The 20,951-nt window shown below is 71.8% G+C and carries 19 protein-coding genes; 4 read left to right on the plus strand and 15 right to left on the minus strand.

The window, feature by feature from the left end; translation table 11 throughout:
• Positions 1–170: 170 nt before the first annotated feature.
• From ABIQ69_RS10645 to ABIQ69_RS10685, 9 genes are all read right to left on the minus strand, one after another.
• On the minus strand, positions 171–2,246 hold the full coding sequence (locus ABIQ69_RS10645) for a PhoX family phosphatase (protein WP_350347095.1): 2,076 nt from the start codon (positions 2,244–2,246) through the stop codon (positions 171–173).
• Between the two features lie 152 nt (positions 2,247–2,398).
• Positions 2,399–4,165: a proline--tRNA ligase gene (locus ABIQ69_RS10650; RefSeq protein WP_350347096.1), complete on the minus strand. Its 1,767-nt coding sequence runs from the start codon at positions 4,163–4,165 to the stop codon at positions 2,399–2,401.
• 35 nt (positions 4,166–4,200) lie between these two features.
• Positions 4,201–4,389 carry a hypothetical protein gene (locus ABIQ69_RS10655; RefSeq protein WP_350347097.1) on the minus strand — a complete coding sequence of 63 codons (189 nt, stop codon included), beginning with the start codon at positions 4,387–4,389 and terminating at the stop codon, positions 4,201–4,203.
• Between the two features lie 85 nt (positions 4,390–4,474).
• Positions 4,475–5,605, minus strand: a complete 1,131-nt coding sequence (gene ispG / locus ABIQ69_RS10660) for a flavodoxin-dependent (E)-4-hydroxy-3-methylbut-2-enyl-diphosphate synthase (protein WP_350350006.1) — start codon at positions 5,603–5,605, stop codon at positions 4,475–4,477.
• A 126-nt stretch (positions 5,606–5,731) separates the two neighbouring features.
• Positions 5,732–6,817: a YihY/virulence factor BrkB family protein gene (locus tag ABIQ69_RS10665; protein WP_350347098.1), complete on the minus strand. Its 1,086-nt coding sequence runs from the start codon at positions 6,815–6,817 to the stop codon at positions 5,732–5,734.
• 137 nt (positions 6,818–6,954) lie between these two features.
• Positions 6,955–7,593 carry a CoA transferase subunit B gene (locus tag ABIQ69_RS10670; protein WP_350347099.1) on the minus strand — a complete coding sequence of 213 codons (639 nt, stop codon included), beginning with the start codon at positions 7,591–7,593 and terminating at the stop codon, positions 6,955–6,957.
• A gap of 2 nt (positions 7,594–7,595) precedes the next feature.
• Positions 7,596–8,378, minus strand: coding sequence for a CoA transferase subunit A (locus tag ABIQ69_RS10675; RefSeq protein ID WP_350347100.1), 783 nt, complete (start codon positions 8,376–8,378; stop codon positions 7,596–7,598).
• Positions 8,379–8,550: 172 nt separating this feature from the next.
• The gene (locus ABIQ69_RS10680; RefSeq protein ID WP_350347101.1) at positions 8,551–9,297 is read right to left on the minus strand and encodes a 3-hydroxybutyrate dehydrogenase; all 747 of its coding nucleotides are present in this window, start codon (positions 9,295–9,297) and stop codon (positions 8,551–8,553) included.
• Between the two features lie 55 nt (positions 9,298–9,352).
• Entirely contained in the window at positions 9,353–10,723 is a 1,371-nt protein-coding gene (locus tag ABIQ69_RS10685) for an MFS transporter (protein ID WP_350347102.1), read from the minus strand.
• A 209-nt stretch (positions 10,724–10,932) separates the two neighbouring features.
• Between ABIQ69_RS10685 and ABIQ69_RS10690 the strand changes: the two genes are divergently transcribed.
• On the plus strand, positions 10,933–12,117 hold the full coding sequence (locus tag ABIQ69_RS10690; protein WP_350347103.1) for an acetyl-CoA C-acetyltransferase: 1,185 nt from the start codon (positions 10,933–10,935) through the stop codon (positions 12,115–12,117).
• A 93-nt stretch (positions 12,118–12,210) separates the two neighbouring features.
• Entirely contained in the window at positions 12,211–13,461 is a 1,251-nt protein-coding gene (locus ABIQ69_RS10695) for a low temperature requirement protein A (protein ID WP_350347104.1), read from the plus strand.
• A gap of 41 nt (positions 13,462–13,502) precedes the next feature.
• Here the strand turns inward: ABIQ69_RS10695 and ABIQ69_RS10700 are convergent, their stop codons facing one another.
• The 6 genes from ABIQ69_RS10700 to ABIQ69_RS10725 form a co-directional block, all read right to left on the minus strand.
• Positions 13,503–13,808 carry a hypothetical protein gene (locus tag ABIQ69_RS10700; RefSeq protein ID WP_350347105.1) on the minus strand — a complete coding sequence of 102 codons (306 nt, stop codon included), beginning with the start codon at positions 13,806–13,808 and terminating at the stop codon, positions 13,503–13,505.
• A 127-nt stretch (positions 13,809–13,935) separates the two neighbouring features.
• Positions 13,936–14,598: a response regulator transcription factor gene (locus tag ABIQ69_RS10705; protein ID WP_350347106.1), complete on the minus strand. Its 663-nt coding sequence runs from the start codon at positions 14,596–14,598 to the stop codon at positions 13,936–13,938.
• Complete coding sequence (locus ABIQ69_RS10710) at positions 14,595–15,773, minus strand: sensor histidine kinase (protein ID WP_350347107.1); 1,179 nt, start codon at positions 15,771–15,773, stop codon at positions 14,595–14,597. Before ABIQ69_RS10710 ends, ABIQ69_RS10705 begins: the two co-directional genes overlap by 4 nt.
• A 150-nt stretch (positions 15,774–15,923) precedes the next feature.
• Entirely contained in the window at positions 15,924–17,249 is a 1,326-nt protein-coding gene (locus ABIQ69_RS10715) for a site-2 protease family protein (protein ID WP_350347108.1), read from the minus strand.
• A gap of 64 nt (positions 17,250–17,313) precedes the next feature.
• Positions 17,314–18,399 (minus strand): 1-deoxy-D-xylulose-5-phosphate reductoisomerase, encoded by a 1,086-nt coding sequence (locus tag ABIQ69_RS10720; protein WP_350347109.1) that lies wholly within the window; start codon positions 18,397–18,399, stop codon positions 17,314–17,316.
• Between the two features lie 25 nt (positions 18,400–18,424).
• Positions 18,425–19,144: a hypothetical protein gene (locus ABIQ69_RS10725; RefSeq protein ID WP_350347110.1), complete on the minus strand. Its 720-nt coding sequence runs from the start codon at positions 19,142–19,144 to the stop codon at positions 18,425–18,427.
• Positions 19,145–19,210: 66 nt separating this feature from the next.
• Here ABIQ69_RS10725 and ABIQ69_RS10730 point away from each other — a divergent pair, with 66 nt between their 5' ends.
• Positions 19,211–19,963: a lysophospholipid acyltransferase family protein gene (locus ABIQ69_RS10730; RefSeq protein ID WP_350350007.1), complete on the plus strand. Its 753-nt coding sequence runs from the start codon at positions 19,211–19,213 to the stop codon at positions 19,961–19,963.
• Positions 19,964–20,026: 63 nt separating this feature from the next.
• Complete coding sequence (locus ABIQ69_RS10735) at positions 20,027–20,950, plus strand: hypothetical protein (protein WP_350347111.1); 924 nt, start codon at positions 20,027–20,029, stop codon at positions 20,948–20,950.
• Position 20,951: the final 1 nt, after the last annotated feature.

Consider the following 20,951-nt stretch of genomic DNA (forward strand, 5'->3'; position numbering starts at 1 on the left):
CGTGACTACGGTAGCGGATGTCTCGCTCGCCCGGGACCGCCCGGACCGGACGGGAGGCCCCGGAACCGGTCCGACGGATGCCGCGCGGCCCCCACCGCGCGACATCCGTCGACCGTCGCGGCATCCGTCGCCGCGTGGCGCGCCCGCCCCCCCGAGGGCGCGCGCTCCGGTCAGCCGCGCCAGACCTGCACGACCGACGGCCTCGGCGCCCGCGCGGCGCCGGGCGCCGTGGAGCCGAAATCGGGGAACAGGGAGGTGGGCGCCGCGAGGCTGCCGTCCTCGCCCGGGTGCTGCACGGCGACGAAGACCATGCCCTCCTCCGACCGGATCACGGGGCCGCAGGTCTCGGCCTGGCGCGGCACGGACAGGAACTGCTGCACGCGGCCGCGCTCCGGGCCCTCCAGCGGCACCTTGAACAGTCCGTCGTTCTTCTGGATGGTCGACGGCGCCCCGTCGGTGGAGATCCAGAGGTTGCCCTCGGCGTCGAACGCGACGTTGTCGGGGCAGGAGATCGGCGAGACCTGCTCCTTCGGGAACCCGGCGAAGTAGGTCGGCGTCGAGCTCGCCGGGTCACCGCAGAGCAGCAGCACCTTCCAGCCGAACTCCTCACCCGACTGTCCGCGGAGCTCCGTCAGCTCGATGACGTGTCCGTCGCGGTTCGTCGCACGAGGGTTCGCCTCGTCGACCGGCTGAGCGGATGACCCGCGGTTGGTGTTGTTGGTGCAGGCGACGTACACGCGCCCGGTCGTGGGGTGCGGCTCGACGTCCTCGCAGCGGTCCATCTTCGTGACACCGATCACGCGGTCCGCCGCGAGGCGGGTGTTCACGAGCACCTCTTCGATCGTCATGCCGGGAATGGCGCTCTCGCCCTTGCGGGTGAGCGCGACCCACTCCCCCGTGCCGTCGAAGGCGCCGTCGCTCGGCAGCCGCCCCGAGCCGTCGATCTCGGCCGCGGGCGAGTTGCCGGAGAAGCGGGCGACGAAGAGGTCGCCCTCGGCGAGCAGGCGCCGGTTCTGCTTGCGGGCGCCCGGGTTGTCCTTCGGGTTGAACTTGTGCTTCGAGACGAACTTGTAGAGGTAGTCGCCGCGCTCGTCGTCGCCCATGTACGCGACGGCCCGGCCGTCCTCGGCGATGCGGACGTTCGCGCCCTCGTGCTTGAACCGGCCCATCGCGGTGTGCTTCACGGGCGTCGAGGTCGGATCCTGCGGATCGATCTCGACGATGTAGCCGAACCGGTTCGACTCGTTCTCGTACCCCGCGGCGTTGCCGTCGAACCGAGGGTCGTACGCCTCCCACCCCGTCGACGTGGCGCGGTCGGCGAAGCCGTAGCGCTGTCTCGCCGGCGTGTTCGGGGCGGCCTTGAAGTAGCCGTTGAAGTTCTCCTCGCCGGAGAGCACGGTGCCCCACGGCGTCGTGCCGCCGGCGCAGTTGCCCAGCGTGCCGAGCACGACCCGGCCGGTCGGGTCCTCGACGGTCTTGAGCGAGGCGCCGCCCGCCGCGGGTCCGGTGAGCTCGAACGGGGTCTCCACGGTGATGCGGCGGTTTCTCCGACCGCCGACGACGATCTCCCAGGGCTGCCCGACGGCTGGTCGGCGCACCTCGACGACCGACATCCCCTGCGCGGCCTTGTAGATCTCGCCGCGACGCTGCAGCTCTGCGGGATCGGTGGTCGGCTCGAACATGATGTTCGGGTTCACGTACTCGTGGTTCGCGACGAGCACGCCGGTGAGCCCGCCGGCGTCGGCGATCACGTCGAGGTAGTCGTTGTTGTAGCCGAACTGCCGCGCCTGCGCCTCGGGCGACTGGGCAGCCAGGTCGAACCCGGGAGCGTCGGGGAAGATCGGGTCGCCCCAGCGGATCAGGGCCTGCCACCGGTACCCCGCGGGCACCGTGAACTCGTCCACCGACGAGGAGACGGGTGCGATGGCATCGAACGGGAGTCCGGATGCCGCCGCCCCGGCGCCGCCCCGGCCGAGGGTCGCCCCCGTCGCGGCCGTCGCCGACGTGCCGCGGAACGCGTCGGCCGCGGCGATCGTGAGCGCTCCGGCCGCGCCCAGCCCGAGCAGCGCCCGACGGCTCAACGCCGCCGACGCGAGCGACCGGAACTCGGGGTTCGCCGACGTGTTGCACTCGGGTCCGAGGCACGCGTCGGCGCACTTCAGCCGGCACGTCACCGGCGAGCGCTTGCCCCTCGCGTGGTCGACGATCGGCAGGTTCCGTCGGGTGGTGGGCTCGGTCAATGCCACGGCGCATCCTCACTCTCGCGGTCGGGTTCGCGTCTCGCGATCGAGCGTCGTCGCGCCGGGCGTCGAACCGTCGTCGTCCGGGTGAACGACGGGTGTCCCGCGCGGAAACGTTCGGAGTGAGGGATGCCGCGACGCCGATGCCGCGGCCGGCGTCAGGCGCGGAGCGCCTCGACCACCCCGTCGACCGGCACCTGGGTGCGCTCTCCGGAGCGGCGATCCCAGAGCTCGACGACGCCGTCGGCCACCCCACGGCCGGCGATGACGATCTTCGGGATGCCGATGAGCTCCGCGTCGGCGAACTTCACTCCAGGCGACAGCTTGGGCCGGTCGTCGTAGAGCACCTCGAGGCCGGCGGCCTCGAGGTCGGCCACGACCCGCTCGGCCGCATCGAACGCCGCCTGATCCTTGCCCGTCGCGAGCACGTGCACGTCGAACGGCGCCACCGGCGCGGGCCAGATGAGCCCCTTGTCGTCGTTGTTCAGCTCGGCGATGATCGCGAGGATCCGGGTGACGCCGATGCCGTACGAGCCCATCGTGACGGTGACGAGCTTGCCGTTCTCATCGAGCACCTTCAGCCCGAGGGTCTCCGCGAAGAAGCGACCCAGCTGGAACACGTGGCCGATCTCCATGCCGCGGGCGAGCTCGACCGGCCCCGAGCCGTCGGGAGCCGGGTCACCGGCGCGCACGTTCGCCGCCTCGACGGTGCCGTCGGCGGTGAAGTCGCGGCCCGCGACGAGGCCGAACACGTGCTTCTCGTCGAGGTTCGCCCCGGTGATCCACTCGGTACCCGAGACGACCCGCGGATCGACGAGGTAGCGGATGCCGGTCGAGGACTCCTCGCCGAGCACCGGCCCTTCGGCCGACCACGGGCCGATGTACCCTTTCACGAGGCCGGGATGGCGTGCGAAGTCCTCGTCGGTGGCCGGCTCGACCTCGGCGGGCGCGAAGGCGACCTCCACGCGCTTCTGCTCGACCTCGCGATCGCCCGGAATGCCGACCACGACGACTTCGCGGTCGCCGTTCGGGTAGGTGAGCGCGAGCACGACGTTCTTCAGCGTGTCGGCCGCCGTCCACGCCCGCCCGTCGGGGCGCGGGTAGCGCTCGTTCGCGAGGTCGACGAGGGTCTGGATGGTCGGCGTGTTCGGCGAATCGAGCACCACCGCCTCGGGCAGCCCGTCGAACGGGATCGGTTCGGGCGGCACCGTCGTGAACGCTTCGACGTTCGCCGCATACCCGCCCGCCGAGCGCACGAAGGTGTCCTCGCCGACGGGGGTCGGGTGCAGGAACTCCTCGCTGCGGGCGCCCCCCATCAGCCCGTTGTCCGCGGCGACGATGACGTACTCGAGGCCCAGTCGCTGGAAGATGCGCTCGTACGCGTCGCGCTGCGCCATGTACGAGGCATCCTGCCCCTCGTCGGTGATGTCGAACGAGTAGGCATCCTTCATCGTGAACTCGCGGCCGCGCAGCAGGCCCGCGCGAGGCCGAGCCTCGTCTCGGTACTTGTCCTGGATCTGGTAGATCGTGAGCGGCAGGTCTTTGTAGGAGGAGTAGAGGTCCTTCACGAGCAGCGTGAACATCTCCTCGTGCGTCGGAGCGAGGAGGTAGTCGGCCTCCTTGCGGTCCTGCAGCCGGAAGATGCCGTCGCCGTACGAGGTCCAACGGCCGGACGCCTCGTACGGCTCGCGCGGGAGCAGTGCCGGGAAGTGCACCTCATGTGCGCCGGCCGCGGTCATCTCCTCGCGGATGACGCGTTCGATCTTCGCCTTGACCCGGAGCCCGAGCGGCAGCCAGGTGAAGATGCCCGGCGCGGCACGGCGGATGTAGCCGGCGCGCACGAGCAGCTTGTGGCTCGCGACCTCGGCGTCGGCGGGGTCTTCGCGGAGCGTGCGGAGGAAGAAGTTCGTCAGGCGAGTGGGCACCCGACGATTCTAGTGAGCGACGGGACGCCGCCCCGTCAGAGGCCCTCGGCGTCTTCCTCGTCGCTCATGGCGAACTCGTCGAGCTCCACCTCGGCGGTGTCGGCCTCCGCGGCCTGCGCCTTCTCGGCATCGCTCGGACGGGCGGTCCCCTCGTCGAGCGTGCCCGCCCCGTGGGGATATCCGGCCTCGTCGGGATACTCGTAGCCGCTCGCGTCGCTGGTCATGGCTCCCCCTTCCGCGGATGCCCCCGCCGGGGCATCCCGTGCGGTCACCCTACTCGTGGCACGCGCGCACGTCAGCACTCGACGGTCAGGAGGTGACGACCTGCGGGCTGCCGACCGGCGCGTCGGCGCCCATCTCGTCGGCGATCCGGTTCGCCTCGGCGATGAGGGTCTGCACGATCTCGGCCTCCGGCACGGTCTTGATGACCTCGCCCTTGACGAAGATCTGGCCCTTGCCGTTGCCCGAGGCCACGCCGAGATCGGCCTCGCGCGCCTCGCCGGGCCCGTTCACCACGCAGCCCATGACCGCGACGCGGAGCGGCACGCTCATCCCCTCGAGGCCGGCAGTGACATCGTTCGCGAGCTTGTAGACGTCGACCTGCGCGCGTCCGCACGACGGGCACGAGACGATCTCGAGCTTGCGCTCGCGCAGGTTCAGGGACTGCAGGATCTGCAGGCCGACCTTCACCTCTTCGACGGGCGGGGCGCTGAGGGACACCCGGATGGTGTCGCCGATGCCCTCGCCGAGCAGGATGCCGAACGCCGTGGCGCTCTTGATCGTGCCCTGGAAGGCGGGGCCGGCCTCGGTGACGCCGAGGTGCAGCGGCCAGTCGCCCCGCTCGGCGAGCATGCGGTAGGCCTTCACCATGACGATGGGGTCGTTGTGCTTCACCGAGATCTTGAAGTCGTGGAAGTCGTGCTCCTCGAAGAGGCTCGCCTCCCAGACGGCCGACTCGACCAGAGCCTCGGGGGTCGCCTTGCCGTACTTCTCCAGCAGGCGCGGATCGAGCGAGCCGGCGTTCACGCCGATGCGGAGGGACACACCGGCCGCCTTCGCGCGTGCGGCGATCTCGCCGACGCGGTCGTCGAACTTGCGGATGTTTCCGGGGTTCACCCGGACCGCGGCGCAACCGGCGTCGATCGCCGCGAACACGTAGTTGGGCTGGAAGTGGATGTCGGCGATGACCGGGATCTGGCTCTTCTTCGCGATGATCGGCAACGCCTCGGCGTCGTCGCGGCTCGGCACCGCCACGCGCACGATGTCGCAGCCCGACGCGGTGAGCTCGGCGATCTGCTGCAGCGTCGCGTTGATGTTCGTCGTCGGCGTGGTCGTCATCGACTGCACGCTCACGGGGGCGTCGCCGCCCACGAGCACCTTGCCCACCTTGATCTGGCGGGACTTGCGTCGCGGGGCCAGGGTTTCGGGGACCTTCGGCATTCCGAGATTCACAGCAGGCACGGCTCGAGTCTACTTCCGCGTGGCTGGGCGGCGGCCGCGTGTGCGGATCTCCCTCGACGGCGGGTTCCGCCCGTGCCGGCCGGTTCGCACGGGCGGATCGTGACGTCATCGGCCCGGGTCATCCGGTCGCTCGTCATCGGCGTGCGCTTCGCGGATGCGGCGCCCGAGCTCGACGTCCTTCTCCTCCTGCTCCTGCGCCTTGTCGATCTTCCTCGTGTCGCGCGGCGGCAGCTGGACGCGTTCCTCCGCCTCGATGCCGGCCTGCAACTGGCGCCCGCGCTCGAGTTCGGCATCGAACTCGGCGCCGAAGAGGAGCGCGAGGTTCGCGATCCAGAGCCAGAGCAGGAAGACGATCGGCCCCGCGAACGACCCGTACGTGCGGTCGTAGTTCGAGAAATTGGCGACGTACAGCGCGAAGCCGGCGGAGGCGATGACCAGCACGATGATCGCGACGACCGCGCCGAGGCTGATCCACCGGAACTTCGGCTGCTTCGCATTGGGCGTGACGTAGTAGAGGATCGCGATGATCAGCACGACCACTGCGGCGAGCACCGGCCACTTCGCGATCTCCCACACGATCTTCACCGCCTCGCCGAGCCCGAGCGCCTCGCCGATCGCGTCGGTCACTGGCCCGGATACGACGAGGATGATCGCGACGACGACCAGCAGGATGAGCGCCACGACCGTGACGAGCAGCTGCACCGGCCGCAGCTTCCAGAACGGGCGGCCCTCCTCGATCTCGTACACCCGGTTCATCGCGTTGCCGAAGGCGCTGACGTATCCCGTCGCCGACCAGATCGCGACGACGAGCCCGGTGACGAAGCCCAGACCCGCCGCGGGAGACGACGCGAATTCCTCGAGCGGCCCGCGGATCGTCTCGAGGGCCTGCGACGGGAGGACCCCCTCGAGGACCGCCAGCAGCGAGTCGACGGCGCGCTCCCCCTGGCCCACGAGCACGAGCAGGGACGCGAACGCCAACAGGCCTGGGAAGAGCGCGAGCACGCCGTAGTAGGTGAGCGCCGCCGCGAGATCGGTGCACCGGTCCGACATGAACTCCCGCGCGGTCTTCCGCAGCACGTACCCCCACGAGCGCTTCGTCAGCTCCGGCGGGGTGTCCGGCTTCCGGGAATCCTCGGGCGACGGGGCGGTCTTGTCGTCCTCGCGCTGCCGGTTCGCTCGTGTCTCGGCCATGATGATCGCCTCCGTCTGTGACTGGACGGCCATGGTCGGTCGATCGCGCGCGAGCCGGCAGGGTCTGGTGCGCGGCGGCGTCGCGACGTAAGGTTCGCGATGCGCCGCGCGTCCGGGCCGCCGGCAGTGACCGTCGGTCAGACCCCGCTCGTGTCGAGCGGCGGCTCGGTCGCGGCCACGACCTCGTCGACGCTCACCCCGGGTGCGAGTTCGACGAGCCGAAGCCCGTCGGGCGTCACGTCGATCACGGCGAGATCGGTGATGATGCGATCGACGACGCCCTTACCGGTGAGCGGGAGCGAGCACTCATGGACGATCTTCGGCGAGCCGTCCTTCGCGACGTGCTCCATCAGGACGATGCGCCGGCGCGCCCCGTGCACCAGGTCCATCGCGCCGCCCGGGCCCTTCACCATCTTCCCCGGGATCATCCAGTTCGCGAGGTCGCCGGCGGCGGAGACCTGCATGGCGCCGAGGATCGCAGCGTCGACCTTGCCGCCGCGGATCATCCCGAAGCTCGTGGCCGAGTCGAAGAACGCCGCTCCGGGAAGCACCGTCACGGTCTCCTTGCCGGCGTTGATGAGGTCGGGGTCCACCTGGTCCTCGGTGGGGTACGGCCCGACGCCGAGGATGCCGTTCTCGGACTGCAGTACCACCGTCACTCCGTCGGGCACGTAGTTCGGCACGAGGGTCGGCAGACCGATGCCGAGGTTCACGTAGGCGCCGTCGGGAAGCTCCCGGGCCGCGCGCGCCGCCATCTCGTATCGGGTGAGCGCCATGGTCAGATCCCCTCTCCGGTCGAACGCACGGTTCGGCGCTCGATGCGCTTCTCCACGTCGGGGCCGACCTCGACGACGCGGTCGACGAAGATCCCGGCGAGATGCACCGCGTCGGGATCGATCTCCCCCGGCTCGACGAGCTCTTCGACCTCGGCGATGCAGACCCGACCCGCCATCGCCGCGAGCGGCGAGAAGTTCCTGGCCGACTTGTCGAACACGAGGTTGCCGTGCCGGTCGCCGCGGAGCGCGTGCACCAGCGCGAAGTCGGTCGTGATGGCCTCCTCGAGCACGAACTCGCGCTCCTCACCGCGGACGGTGAAGGTCTGCACGGGCTTCGGCTCGCTCGCGACCGCGATGGTGCCGTCCGCGCCGTACCGGCGGGGCAGGCCACCCTCGGCGACCTGCGTCCCGACGCCGGTCTGCGTGTAGAACGCCGCGATCCCGGAGCCGCCGGCCCGGAGCTTCTCCGCGAGCGTGCCCTGCGGCGTCAGCTCGAGCTCGAGCTCACCCGAGAGGTACTGCCGCTCGAACTCCTTGTTCTCCCCCACGTACGACGACGTCATCTTGCGGATGAGGCCGGCGCCGAGCAGCACCCCGAGGCCCCAGTCGTCGACGCCGCAGTTGTTCGAGACGACCGAGAGATCGCCCACGCGCCGCTCGAGCAGCGCTTGGATGAGGACCATCGGGATGCCGCAGAGCCCGAAGCCGCCGACCGCGAGGGATGCGCCCTCGGGGATGTCGGCGACCGCTTCGGCGGCTGATGGCACGGTCTTGTCGAGTGTCACGGTGCGACCTCCTTGTCGACGTGGGCGGGGACCGCGGCGGTGGCCGCGGCGGGTTGGGACTCGAGCACGGGGATGCTGCGCCCGAGACCGTCCGCAGTCACGATCATGCAGCAGTCCTCGGCGCGGCGCATCCCATCGGTTCGGAGCGTCGCCGCCGCTCGTCCGCGGCGGGTCATCTCGCGCTCCATCCGCCGTCCATCGTGTAGCTCGCGCCGGTCACCATGCGCGCGTCCTCGCTCGCGAGCCAGAGGGCGAGGCTTGCAACTTCCTCTGGCTCCACGAGCCGCTTGATCGCCGCTTCGGTGAGCATGACCTTCGGCACCACCTCCTCCTCGGGCAGGCCGTGCAGCCGAGCCTGGTCGGCGATCTGCCGCTCGACGAGGGGGGTGCGCACATAGCCGGGGTTGAGGCAGTTGGACGTCACGCCGTGCTGGCCGCCTTCGAGTGCGGCGACCTTCGACAGGCCCTCGAGCCCGTGCTTGGCCGCGACGTACGCCGCCTTGTACGGGGAGGCGCGGAGCCCGTGGACGCTCGAGACGTTGATGATGCGGCCGAATCCGCGCCGGTACATCGCCGGCACGGCAGCCCGGATGAGCAGGAACGGCGCCTCGAGCATGACCCGCACCAGGAGGCCGAACCGCTCGGGCTCGAACTCCTCGATCGGGCGGACGTGCTGCAGCCCGGCGTTGTTGACCAGCACGTCGACGTCGAGCTCCACCTCGGCGAGGGCCGCGGTGTCCGCGAGGTCGACGGCCCAGGCGGTGCCGCCGATGCGGTCGGCCGCGTCCGCGGCGGCATCCGCGTCGACGTCGGCCACCGTGACGTGCGCCCCCGCACCGGCGAAGGCGGCCGCGATGGCGAATCCGATGCCGCCGGCGCCGCCCGTGACGAGCGCGCGACGGCCGGTGAGGTCGGTCATGTCGGTCCTTCCGAGATGTTGGGGTGGGACGCGGCCCCGAGTCCGCTCGTGCGGATCAGCGGGCCGAGGTCACGGCGACCGGCCGCTCCTGCGATCGATCAGCGGCGTCGACGTCGCGCAGGTCGATGCCGCGGGTCTCGCGGGAGACCGCGACCGCCACGAGGGTGATCGCGCAGGCGATCGCCACGTAGATCGCGATCGGCACGCTCGAGCCGTACTGGCCGAGCAGGCCCGTGGCGATGATCGGCGCGAGCGAGCCGGCGAAGATCGAGGTCACCTGGTAGCCGAGCGAGACGCCGGAGTAGCGCATCCGGGTCGGGAACATCTCCGCCATGATCGCGGGCTGTGCGGCGTACATCGCCGCGTGGAACACCAGGCCGACGGCGATCGCCGCCCAGATCACGAACGGGTTGCCCGTGTCCATCAGGGGGAAGGCGAAGAACGCCCACGTCGCTCCGGCGACCGCGCCGGCCGCGTACACCGGCTTCCGGCCGAACTGGTCGGAGAGCCGGCCCGCGATGGGGATCGCGACGAAGTGCACGGCGTGCGCGCCCACCAGCAGCAGCAGCGTGTTCGCCGTGCCCTCCTTCACCACCTGGGTGAGGTAGACGATCGAGAAGGTGACGACGACGTAGTAGAGGATGTTCTCCGCCACTCGCAGCCCCATGGCCGTGAGCACGCCGCGCGGGTACCGGCGGATGACCTCGAGGACGCCGTACCCGGTCGCCTTCGCCTGCTCGCGCTCGGCCTGCATCTCGAGGAAGATCGGCGCATCGGTGACCTTCGTGCGGATGTACCAGCCGATCAGCACGATGACGGCCGACAGCCAGAACGCCACCCGCCAGCCCCAGCCGAGGAAGGCGTCCTCGGAGAGCGTCGACGACAGGACGTAGAGCACCAGGGTCGCGAGGAGGTTGCCGACCGGGACGGCCGCCTGCGGCCAGCTGGCCCAGAAGCCGCGCGTGCGCGCGGGGCTGTGCTCGGCCACGAGCAGCACCGCACCGCCCCATTCCCCGCCGAGGGCGAAGCCCTGCAGGAAGCGCAGGAGCACCAGGAGTCCGGGAGCGAGCAGACCCACCTGCGCGTAGGTCGGCAGGCAGCCGATGAGGAAGGTCGCGACGCCGATCAGGATGATGCTGAACTGGAGCAGCTTCTTCCGTCCGTACTTGTCGCCGAGATGACCGAAGACGATGCCGCCGAGCGGCCGGGCGATGAACCCGACGGCGTAGGTGAGGAAGGCCGCGATGATGCCCGCGAACGGGTCGTCCGACGGCGGGAAGAACGCCGTGCCGAACACGAGCGTGGCCGCCGAGGCGTAGAGGAAGAACTCGTACCACTCGACGACGGTGCCCGCCATGGATGCGGTCACCACCCGGCGGAGGCCGGTGGTCGGCGTGGCCTGGGAGGAAGCCGGGGTCTGGGTCATCCGATGCTCCTTTGCATTGAATCGACGTGACGGCGGGGGTGGCCGCCTCGTCGATTCTGGGTGCGCGTGTCCGCACCGCCAATACGAAGATTCGCACGTCAGACGTGCGAAAACGCACAGAGCCGAAGCGGTCACCGGCGGGCGAGCAGTGCCGCCCGCGGACGTAGACTGCCTGCGGACGAACCACCGTTGACGAAGGAGTCACCCCGATGCCCACCACCGACGTCGTCATCATCGCCGGCGCACGCACCCCGTTCGCCCGCATCAGCGGCAACCTCGCCGCACGCTCCGCCGTCGAGCTCGGCACCGCCGCGATCCGGGGTGCGCTCGAGCGGGCCGGCGTCTCCCCCGAGGACGTCGACCAAGTGATCATGGGCCAGGTGCTGCAGGCCGGTGCCGGCCAGAACCCGGCGAAGCAGTCCGCCGTCGCCGCCGGAATCCCATGGCGCGTGCCCGCGACCACGGTCAACAAGGTCTGCCTCTCGGGCCTGGTCGCCATCACCGATGCGGCACGGCTCATCCGCGCCGGCGAAGCCGACGTCGTGGTCGCCGGCGGCCAGGAGTCGATGACCAACGCGCCGCACCTGCTCCCCGGGTCGCGCGCGGGCAAGGCGTACGGCGACTGGGCGATGCTCGACCACGCCGCCCACGACGGGCTCACCGACGCGTTCGACCACGAATCGATGGGCGCCTCCACCGAACGGTTCAACGCCCGCTACGGCATCGAGCGCGCCGAGCAGGACGAGATCGCCGCCGCGTCGCACGTGCGGGCCGGCGCCGCGCAGTCGGGCGGCGTCTTCGCCGACGAGATCGTGCCCGTCGAGATCCCCCAGCGGAAGGGCGACCCGGTCGTCGTGGACGCCGACCAGGGTGTCCGGCCCGACTCGAGCGTCGAGGTGCTCGGCAAGCTCCGCCCCGCATTCGCGGCCGAGGGCACGATCACGGCGGGCAACTCGTCGCCGCTGTCCGACGGCGCCGCTGCCGTCGTCGTGGCGAGCCGCGCCTGGGCCGAGGAGCGCGGGCTGCCGTGGCTCGCGCTCGTCGGGGCATCCGGCCAGGTCGCCGGGCCCGACAACTCGCTGCACTCCCAGCCCTCGAACGCGATCGCGGCCGCGCTCGACCGCGCCGGCTGGACCGCGGGCGAGCTCGACCTCGTCGAGATCAACGAGGCCTTCGCGGCGGTGTCGCTGCAGTCGGCCCGCGACCTCGACCTGGATCTCGAGCGCGTGAACATCCATGGCGGCGCGATCGCGCTGGGGCATCCCATCGGCGCGTCCGGGGCGCGGCTCGCACTGCACGCCGCACTCGAGCTCTCGCGCCGCGGAGGCGGCCGGGCCGCCGTCGCACTCTGCGGCGGCGGCGGACAGGGGGAAGCGCTGCTGCTCTCCCGCTGAGGCGGCGCAGGCAGGCACCGGCAGGCGCGCGTCGGCGCCGACCGACGGCAGCCGGCTACGCGAGAGCCCGGCCCCCGTGGCACGATATCGCCCATGACGATGCCGGCGCGCCCGCCCCTCGACCACCGTCTCCGCCGCATGACCGGTCGCGACACCGACGAATCGCACCGCACGGCCACGCCGCTCGAGCTCCTCTTCGACCTGACGTTCGTCGTGGCATTCAGCCAGGCCGGCGCCCAGATGGCGCACCTGCTCGAGCTCGGGCACTGGACGCCCGCGATCGGCGCGTTCGCGTTCTCCGTCTTCGCGATCTGCCTCGCGTGGATCAACTACTCCTGGCTCGCGTCCGCGTTCGACAACGACGACGTGTTCTTCCGCGTCGCCACGATGGTGCAGATGCTCGGCGTCATCGTGCTGGCCCTCGGGCTGCCGCCGCTCTTCCACAGCCTCGACGCCGGCACCCATGTCGACAACGGCATCGTCGTCGCCGGCTACGTGATCATGCGCCTGTCCTCGATCGCGCTGTGGCTGCGGATCGCGCGCGACGACCCGGCCCACCGCCGCACGGCGCTCGCCTACGCCGGCCTCACCGCCGTCGCGCAGGTCGGATGGGTCATCCAGATCTTCACGGATGCCCCGCTCGGGCTCGCCCTCGTGATCACGACGGCCCTGCAGGCGTTCGAACTGCTCATCCCGATCATCGCCGAGCGGCGCGTCGGGCCCACGCCGTGGCACGCCCACCACATCGCCGAACGGTACGGGCTGCTCGTGATCATCACCCTCGGCGAGGTCGTGCTCGGCACCATCCTCGCGATCTCCGCGGTCGTGGAGGAGCAGAGCTGGACGCTCGAGGCCGGGCTCGTCGCGTTCGGCGGCACCGCGCTCGCCTTCGGGCTGTGGTGGGTGTACTTCATGATGCCGTCGGGCAAGGTGCTGCACCGCTACCGCGAGCGCGGGTTCGTGTGGGGGTACGGGCATCTGGTGATCTTCGGCTCGCTCGCCGCGGCAGGCGCGGGTCTGCACGTCGCCGCGTACGTCATCGAGGGGAAAGCCCATATCGGCGAGACGGCAGCGCTGCTCACCGTCGTCGTGCCGGTGGCGATCTTCACGGTCGCGCTCTTCACGCTGTACTCGCTGCTGCTGCGCTCGTTCGACCCGTTCCACGTCGGGCTCTTCATCGGCTCGATGGTGACCCTCGGGCTCGCGGTGGTCGCCGTCGCGGCGGGCGCGACGATGGGCACGGGGATCGTCATCGCCGCATGCTCGCCCTTCGTCGTGGTGGTGGGATACGAGACGGTCGGGCACCGCCATCAGGCGGCGGCCCTCGACCGCGCGCTCGGCTGAGCTCGCCGTGCGGCCGGCCGCCGGCCGCACGGCGGGCCCCGTCAGCCGGCGTTCGGGCGGTTCGCCCGCAGCACCTCGAGCCGCGCGCGATACTCCACCTCGTCGATATCGCCCTTCGCGAACCGCTCCGCGAGGGTCTGCTCCGCGCCGCCCGACCTCGCCCACGGCGGGCCGTACGGGTGGTCGCCGCTCCACGCGGCCCGGCGCCAGCGGCGGCCGAGGAACGTGAAGAGCAGGACGAAGACGAGGATCCAGAACAGCGGGATGAGGAAGAACAGCCAGCCGTAGCCGGCGGCCCACGGGCCCGCGTGGGCGGCGATCGTGCTCGCCGTGAGGGTGGTGATCATGTCGGCATCCCTTCGATTCGTGCGGCCCGGACGGGGCCGTCGGATCGAGTCTCGACGCTGGTCTCCGGCCGCGAATCCGCCGACGGGAGACACCTCGGATGCTCCATCCGGAGCATCCCTCTCGCCGTCACTGCCAGCCGGGGGCGACCAGCCCGCTCTCGTAGCCGACCACGACGAGGTGCACGCGGTCGCGGGCGCCGAGCTTGGTCATGATGCGCGACACATGCGTCTTCGCCGTCAGCGGGCTGAGGACGAGACGGTCGGCGATCTCGTCGTTCGTGAGGCCGAGGGCGACGAGGCGGAGCACCTCCCGCTCGCGCTCCGTGAGCACGTCGAGCGCCCGGGTGTCCGGTGCCTCACGCAGTCCGGTGGCCATGCGGTCGAGCAGGCGCCTGGTCACGCCCGGTGAGAGGAGCGCGTCACCGCCCGCGACGACCCGCACGGCGCGGATGAGATCCTCGGGCTCGGTGTCCTTCACGAGGAACCCGCTCGCGCCGGCGCGGACGGCCCGCGCGACGTACTCGTCGAGCTCGAAGGTGGTGACGACGACGACGCGCACGCCCGCGAGGCGGGGGTCGGCGGCGATCTGCTCGGTCGCCCAGAGCCCGTCGCCGTCGGGCATCCGGATGTCCATGAGCACGACGTCGACGGGGGTCGCTCGGAGGCGGTCGAGGAGGTCCGCGCCGCCGGACGCCTCCACCACCACCTCGACGTCGGGCTCCGCGTCGAGCAGCGCGCGGAACCCCGCCCGCACCAGGTGCTGGTCGTCGGCGAGACCGACCCGGATCATGCGTGGCTCCACGGCAGCCGAGCCGTGACCCGAGTGCCGGATGGGGCGTCCTCCCGCGACGCGATCTCGACCGTGCCGCCGAGCAGCGCGGCGCGTTCGCGCATGCCGAGCAGGCCCGTCCCGCCTGCGGTCTCGTCGGCGAGGCGCTCCCCCGGACCGCGGCCGTCGTCCTCCACGACGAGCACGAGGTCGTCGTCCTGACGTTCGACGCGGACGAGGGCGGCGCTCGCGCCTGCGTGGCGGACCACGTTCGTGAGCGCCTCCTGCGCGATGCGGTACGCGGCGAACTGCACTGCGCGCCCCGGGCGAGCGCCGGGCTCGTCACCGAGCCGGTCGTCGAGCTCGACGCTCAGCTCGGGCGAGCGCACCCCGGCCACGAGTCTCGGCAGCTGATCGAGTTCGGCTTGCGGAGCGAGCGGCGCGTCGCCGTCGCGGATGACGCCGAGGACGCTCCGGACCTCCTCCAGCGCCGTCTTGGAGGTCTCCTTGATCGTCGACAGCGCCGACCTGGCCTGCTCGGCGTCCCGGTCCATGAGGTGCAGGCCGACGCTCGCCTGCACGTGGATCTGCGACAGGGCGTGACCGATGACGTCGTGCAGCTCGCGGGCGATGCGCACTCGCTCCCGCTCCTCGGCGCTCTGGCGCCGGCGGCGCGCCTCTTCCCGGAAGGCCGCGGCGCGGGCTCGACGGACGCGGATGAACCAGCCGGCACCGACGCACACGGCGAGCGCGGCGGTCGTAACGGCGATACGGAACGGATGCCAGTCGAGTCCGACGAGGGAACCGAGCACCACGGCCGCGAGCCAGGCCGTCCCGACGGAAACGGCGGTCCAGATCACGGCGCCACGCGCCACACCCAGGATGATCGCAAAGGCCACGGCGACGTACGGCGGCCCCGCGTCGGGCGTGAGCAGCAGGTCGGCGAGCGCCAGCCCCGCGGTGACGGCCACCGTCGGCCCCGGCCAGCGGCGGGCCGCGAGGAGCGCGAGCGGACCGGCCGCGGCGAGCCCGATCGACAGCGCCGCGGCCGCCGGCGGTTGGCCGACCCACACCGCGATCGCGATCGCGGGCGGCACCTGCACGAGCAGGCTCACGATCACGGGGACGAGGAGCACGGCGCGCGCCGGCGGACGGAAGCCGCCGCGGCGGCCGTCCTCCCAGGCGGGCACGGGCATGCCCCGATGGTAGCGGCGCGCCTCGCGAGAGGCGTCGCCTCGCGGGAGTCTCCCCCGATACTCCCGGCGGAGTACACGGCGGGGGCGTGTGCGTGCAGGCATGGGGGCGAGGGGCATCCGTTCAGCCCACCCGTCCACGTGCACGACGCATCAGAACAGGGCCACCGGCTTCACGATGTCGGCGTAGATCAGCAGCGCGCTCATGCCGCCGAGGAGCACGACGACGCCGAGGGTGATGGGCATCATCTTCGCGAGGTCGACGGGGCCGGGGTCGGGGCGTCGGAAGAGCTTGGCGAATCCGCGACGGATGGCCTCCCACAGGGCGCCCGCGATGTGTCCGCCGTCGAGCGGCAGCAGCGGGATGAGGTTGAAGACGAACAGCGCGATGTTCAGCGACGCCAGGATGCCGACGAGTCCGGCGGCCTTCTCGACGACGGGGAGCTGATCGGTGGCCGCGACCTCGCCGGCGGCGCGGCCCACGCCGACCACGCTCATGGGGCCGTTCGGGTCGCGCTCGCCGGGCCCGAAGGCGGCGTTGGCGATGTCGATCATGCGCTGCGGCAGATTCACGATGACGCCGGCGACGCCGGCGATCTGCTGGCCCACGGCGGGCAGTACTTCGGTGACGGGCTGGGGCACCCTCGCGACGGTCGGCCCGATGCCGACGAACCCGGCCTCGGTCGTCACGGGATCGCCGTCGGCGTCGGTCACGGGCTGCCCATCGGCGTCGAGGGCGTAGCGCTCGCTCAGCATCGGCGTCACCTCGAGGGAGCGCTCCGCGCCGTCGCGCTCGACCACCACGACGATCTCGTCGCCGGGGTGCTCGCGAATGATCGCGGTGGACTCCTCCCACGAGCCGATCGGCTCGCCGTCGATCGACACGATACGATCGCCCGGTTCGAGGCCGGCCGCGGCGCCCGGGGCCGCCGGGTCGCCCGGCTCGCACGTCTGCCGCTCGCTCGTCGCGGGCAGCGCGCACTCGGACACCGACCCCACGGTGGTCGTCGTCTGCGGCAGACCGAAGCCCATGACCACCACCCCGAAGAGCACGACGCCGAGCACGAGGTTCATGAACGGCCCGCCGAACATGACGACGATCCGCTTCCACACCGGCAGCAGGTAGAACGCGCGGTGTTCGTCGCCCGGAGCGATCGACTCGGCGCTCGAGTCGCGCGCGTCCTGCACGAGCCCGCGGAAGAACCCGGTCGAGTCGGCTCTGGCCTGCTCGCCCTTCGCGGGCGGGAACATGCCGATCATCGAGATGTACCCGCCGAACGGGATGGCCTTCACGCCGTACACGGTCTCCCCGCGGCGCCGGGACCAGATCGTCGGTCCGAACCCGATCATGTATTGCGTCACCTTGACGCCGAAGAGCTTCGCGGGCACGAGGTGCCCGATCTCGTGCAGGCCGATCGAGACGGCGAGGCCGATCGCGACGATGACGACGCCGATCACGAAGGCGAGCACGGAATCCACCCGACGAGCGTACTGCCGCCGCCCTTTGAATCCGCTGACGGGAGGCTGGACGTCCCGCGAGACGTCAGGCCGCGGCGATCCGCGCCTGCGCCGCCCGGCGGGCGGCCCGTTCGGCGTCGGCGAGCGAGTCGACGGTCAGCTCGCCGTCGGCCGTCGCGTGCGCTTCCACCACGGCGCGCACGAGGTCGACGATGTCGGTGAAGCGGATGCGTCCGGCGTGGAACGCCGCCACCGCCTCCTCGTTCGCCGCGTTGAAGACCGCCGGATACTCGCCGCCGGCTCGTCCGACCTGCTTCGCGAGTTCGACGGCCGGGAAGGCGACGGCATCGAGCGGCTCGAACGTCCACGTCTGCGCGGTGGTCCAGTCGATCGGCCGCCCGACGCCGCCGACCCGGTGCGGCCAGTCGAGGCCGAGCGAGATCGGCAGCCGCATGTCCGGCGGCGACGCCTGAGCGATGGTCGACCCGTCGATGAACTCGACCATCGAGTGGACGATCGACTGCGGGTGCACGACGACGTCGATGCGGTCGTAGTCGACATCGAAGAGCAGGTGCGCCTCGATGACCTCGAGGCCCTTGTTCACGAGCGTCGCCGAGTTCGTCGTGACGACGAGCCCCATGTCCCACGTCGGGTGGGCGAGGGCCTCGGCCGGGGTGACCTCCACGAGCTCGTCGCGACGCCGCCCTCGGAACGGGCCGCCCGACGCGGTGAGCACGAGCCGGCGCACCTCGGCGTGCGTGCCCGCGGTGAGCGCCTGTGCGAGGGCCGAGTGCTCGGAGTCGACGGGCACGATCTGGCCGGGCCGGGCGATCCTCGTCACGAGGTCGCCGCCGACGATCAGCGACTCCTTGTTGGCGAGCGCCAGCGTGGTGCCGCGCTCGAGCACCGCGAGTGTGGGGCCGAGGCCGACCGATCCGGTGATGCCGTTCAGCACCACGTCGGCGTCGATGTCGCGGACCAGCTGCACCGCCTCGTCGATGCCGACGGCGGTGTGCTCGACGCCGAACTCGGCGGCCTGCGCGGCGAGCCGCTCGCGGTTGGAGCCGACCGCGAGGCCGACGACCTCGAACCGGCGCGGATTCGCCCGGACCACGTCGAGGGCCTGTGTGCCGATGGAGCCGGTCGAGCCGAGGATGATGACGCGCTTCACGCGTCCAACTGTACGGGCGGCTGCTTCAGGGCAGCAGCGCCACGGCCGCCGCGACGCCGTCGCCGTCGCCCGGCAGGTCGATGACGATCACGTCGCGCCAGGATGCCCCGAACTCGGGCACGCCGCGCACGAGGCGGACGGCACCGCCGGCGTCGGGCTCGCCGAGTTCGATGCGGGCCGGCTCGAGGAACGTGCGGTGTCCGAGCGCACGTGACAACGCGGCCTTGCGGGCCCACATCATCGCTCGGAGCGGGCGCCGCTCGGCGGGGTCGACCGCGTCCAGGCGGGCTCGTTCGCCGGGGTGGAACGCGGCCTCGTCGACGGCGGCACCCTCGGGCCCCGGGGCCTGCACGGCCACGCCGAGCCGGTGACGCATGCCGACGGCGGCCACGACGAGTCCGCTCGATGCCGCCGCGTCGCCGCGCCAGCGCGCGCCGGAGGGGGTGGTCGGGTACTCGACGGCCGGCACCCCGTGGCGGGCGCCGCACTCGCCGCACCGGCGTTCGAGCTCGACGTCGCCGACGGGGACGCCGGCGGTGCGGGCGATCAGTCCGGCGAGCACCTGCTCGGCGGCCGGGGGCCGGCGGTCGGCGACCAGCCGGGCGACGGAGAGCTGCGCCCACTCGATGCGCCACGTCCGCCCCCCCGCCGCGAGGGCGCCCGGCGCACCGGCGCCCGGCGCGCCGGTGTCCGCGGCCGCGGCCGCGGGGCGGTCGGGGCTCGTCGCCGGCTCGAGAGACTGCACGCCCCCATCCTCCCCGATATGCCCGCCGCCGCATATCCCGGCCCGTACCGTCGGAGGGTGAGCGAGATCGAAGCTGACGCCGTCCCGGCCGCACCGAAGCGTCCCGGGCCGTTGTACCTGGTGGTTCGCGGCATCCTGCGCCCCCTCGTCCGCCTCGTGTACCGGCCGAAGATCACCGGCGCCGAACTCGTGCCCCGACGCGGACCCGTCATCTTCGCCTCGAACCACCTGTCGTTCGTCGACAGCATCGTCATCCCCCTCGCGGCGCCCCGCCCGGTGCAGTTCCTCGCGAAGTCGCACTACTTCACGGGAACCGGCCTGAAGGGCTGGGTCTCGCGTACGTTCTTCGGCGCGATCGGCGCCGTCTCGGTCGAGCGGGGTGCCGGGTCGCAGGCGCAGGAGGCGCTCGATCAGGGCCGGCGCATCCTCGAGGCGGGCAACGCGTTCGCGCTCTACCCCGAGGGCACCCGCTCGCTCGACGGCCGCCTGTACCGCGGCCGCACGGGCGTCGCCTGGCTCGCCCTGACCACCGGCGCGACGGTCGTGCCCGTCGGCCTGATCGGCACCCAGGAGATCCAGCCGGTCGGCTCGAAGTTGCCGCGGATCGCCCCCGTCACCGTGCGGTTCGGCGAGCCCCTCGACCTCTCCCACCACGGCCCCGCGACCTCCGGCCGGGCTCGGCGGCAGGCGACCGACGAGATCATGGCCGCCATCCACGCGCTCAGCGGGCAGGAGCTCGCGGGCGTCTACAACGAGGCTCCCCCGCAGGGCGCGCTCGCTCGCCTCGCCGACCGCATCGTCCCGCACGAGCGGGTCTGAGCGCGACGCGCGGGGCATCCGATTCCCAGCGCGGTGGCAGCCGATCCGGGTACGGTCGAGTGGATGAGATCCGTCCCGCTCCTCGCCGGCCTGGCGGTCGCCGTCGCGCTCGTCGTGAGCGGCTGCGCTCCGCTCGCCGGCGCCGGGGCGAGCACGACGGCCGGGGCCGCGACGACCGCCGCATCCGCGACGCCCGCTCCCGAGCCGCCCGCGACCGAGTTCGACCCGGGCTACATCGTGAGCGACGACAGCTTCTACCACGCCGAGACGATGAGCGAGGCCGAGATCCAGGCGTTCTTCGAGTCGGTCTCCTGCCGACCCGACGAGGGCGTGCGCTGCCTGGCCGACTTCCGCGAGAGCACGATCGACCAGCCCGACGCCGGTCCCGGGCACTGCGCGCCGTACCAGGGCGGTATCCGCGAGCGCGCGAGCCGCATCGTCGCGAAGGTCGCCGAGGCCTGCGGCATCAGCCCGAAGACGCTGATCGTGCTCCTCCAGAAGGAGCAGTCGCTGCTCACCCGGCCGAGCGAGCACGGCTACACGCGGGCCACCGGCTACGGATGCCCCGACACGGCCGACTGCGAGCAGAAGTACTTCGGCTTCTTCAACCAGGTCTACAACGCGGCGTGGCAGTTCCGGCAGTACACCGAGGAGCCCGATCGCGCGTACCGCATCGGCACGGTCGACGTCGGCTTCAACCCCGACGCCGCGTGCGGCGCGGCGCCCGTGGTCATCCGCAACCAGGCGACGGCGAATCTCTACAACTACACGCCGTACCAGCCGAACGCGGCGACCCTCGCCGACCCCGACGCCGGCGACGGCTGCTCGGCGTGGGGCAACCTGAACTTCTGGCGCATCTGGCACCGCTGGTTCGGCGACCCCACCGCGGAGCGGTTCCCGGGTTTCCTGCCGCCGTGCACGAGGCTCATCGGCGGCGACCCGTGCCCCGAGCCGATGGCCACGGTGCCGTCGGTGCCGGCGAACTGAC

This window comes from Agromyces sp. G08B096 (genome assembly GCF_040267705.1).
In the GTDB taxonomy this organism is placed as follows: Bacteria; Actinomycetota; Actinomycetes; order Actinomycetales; family Microbacteriaceae; genus Agromyces.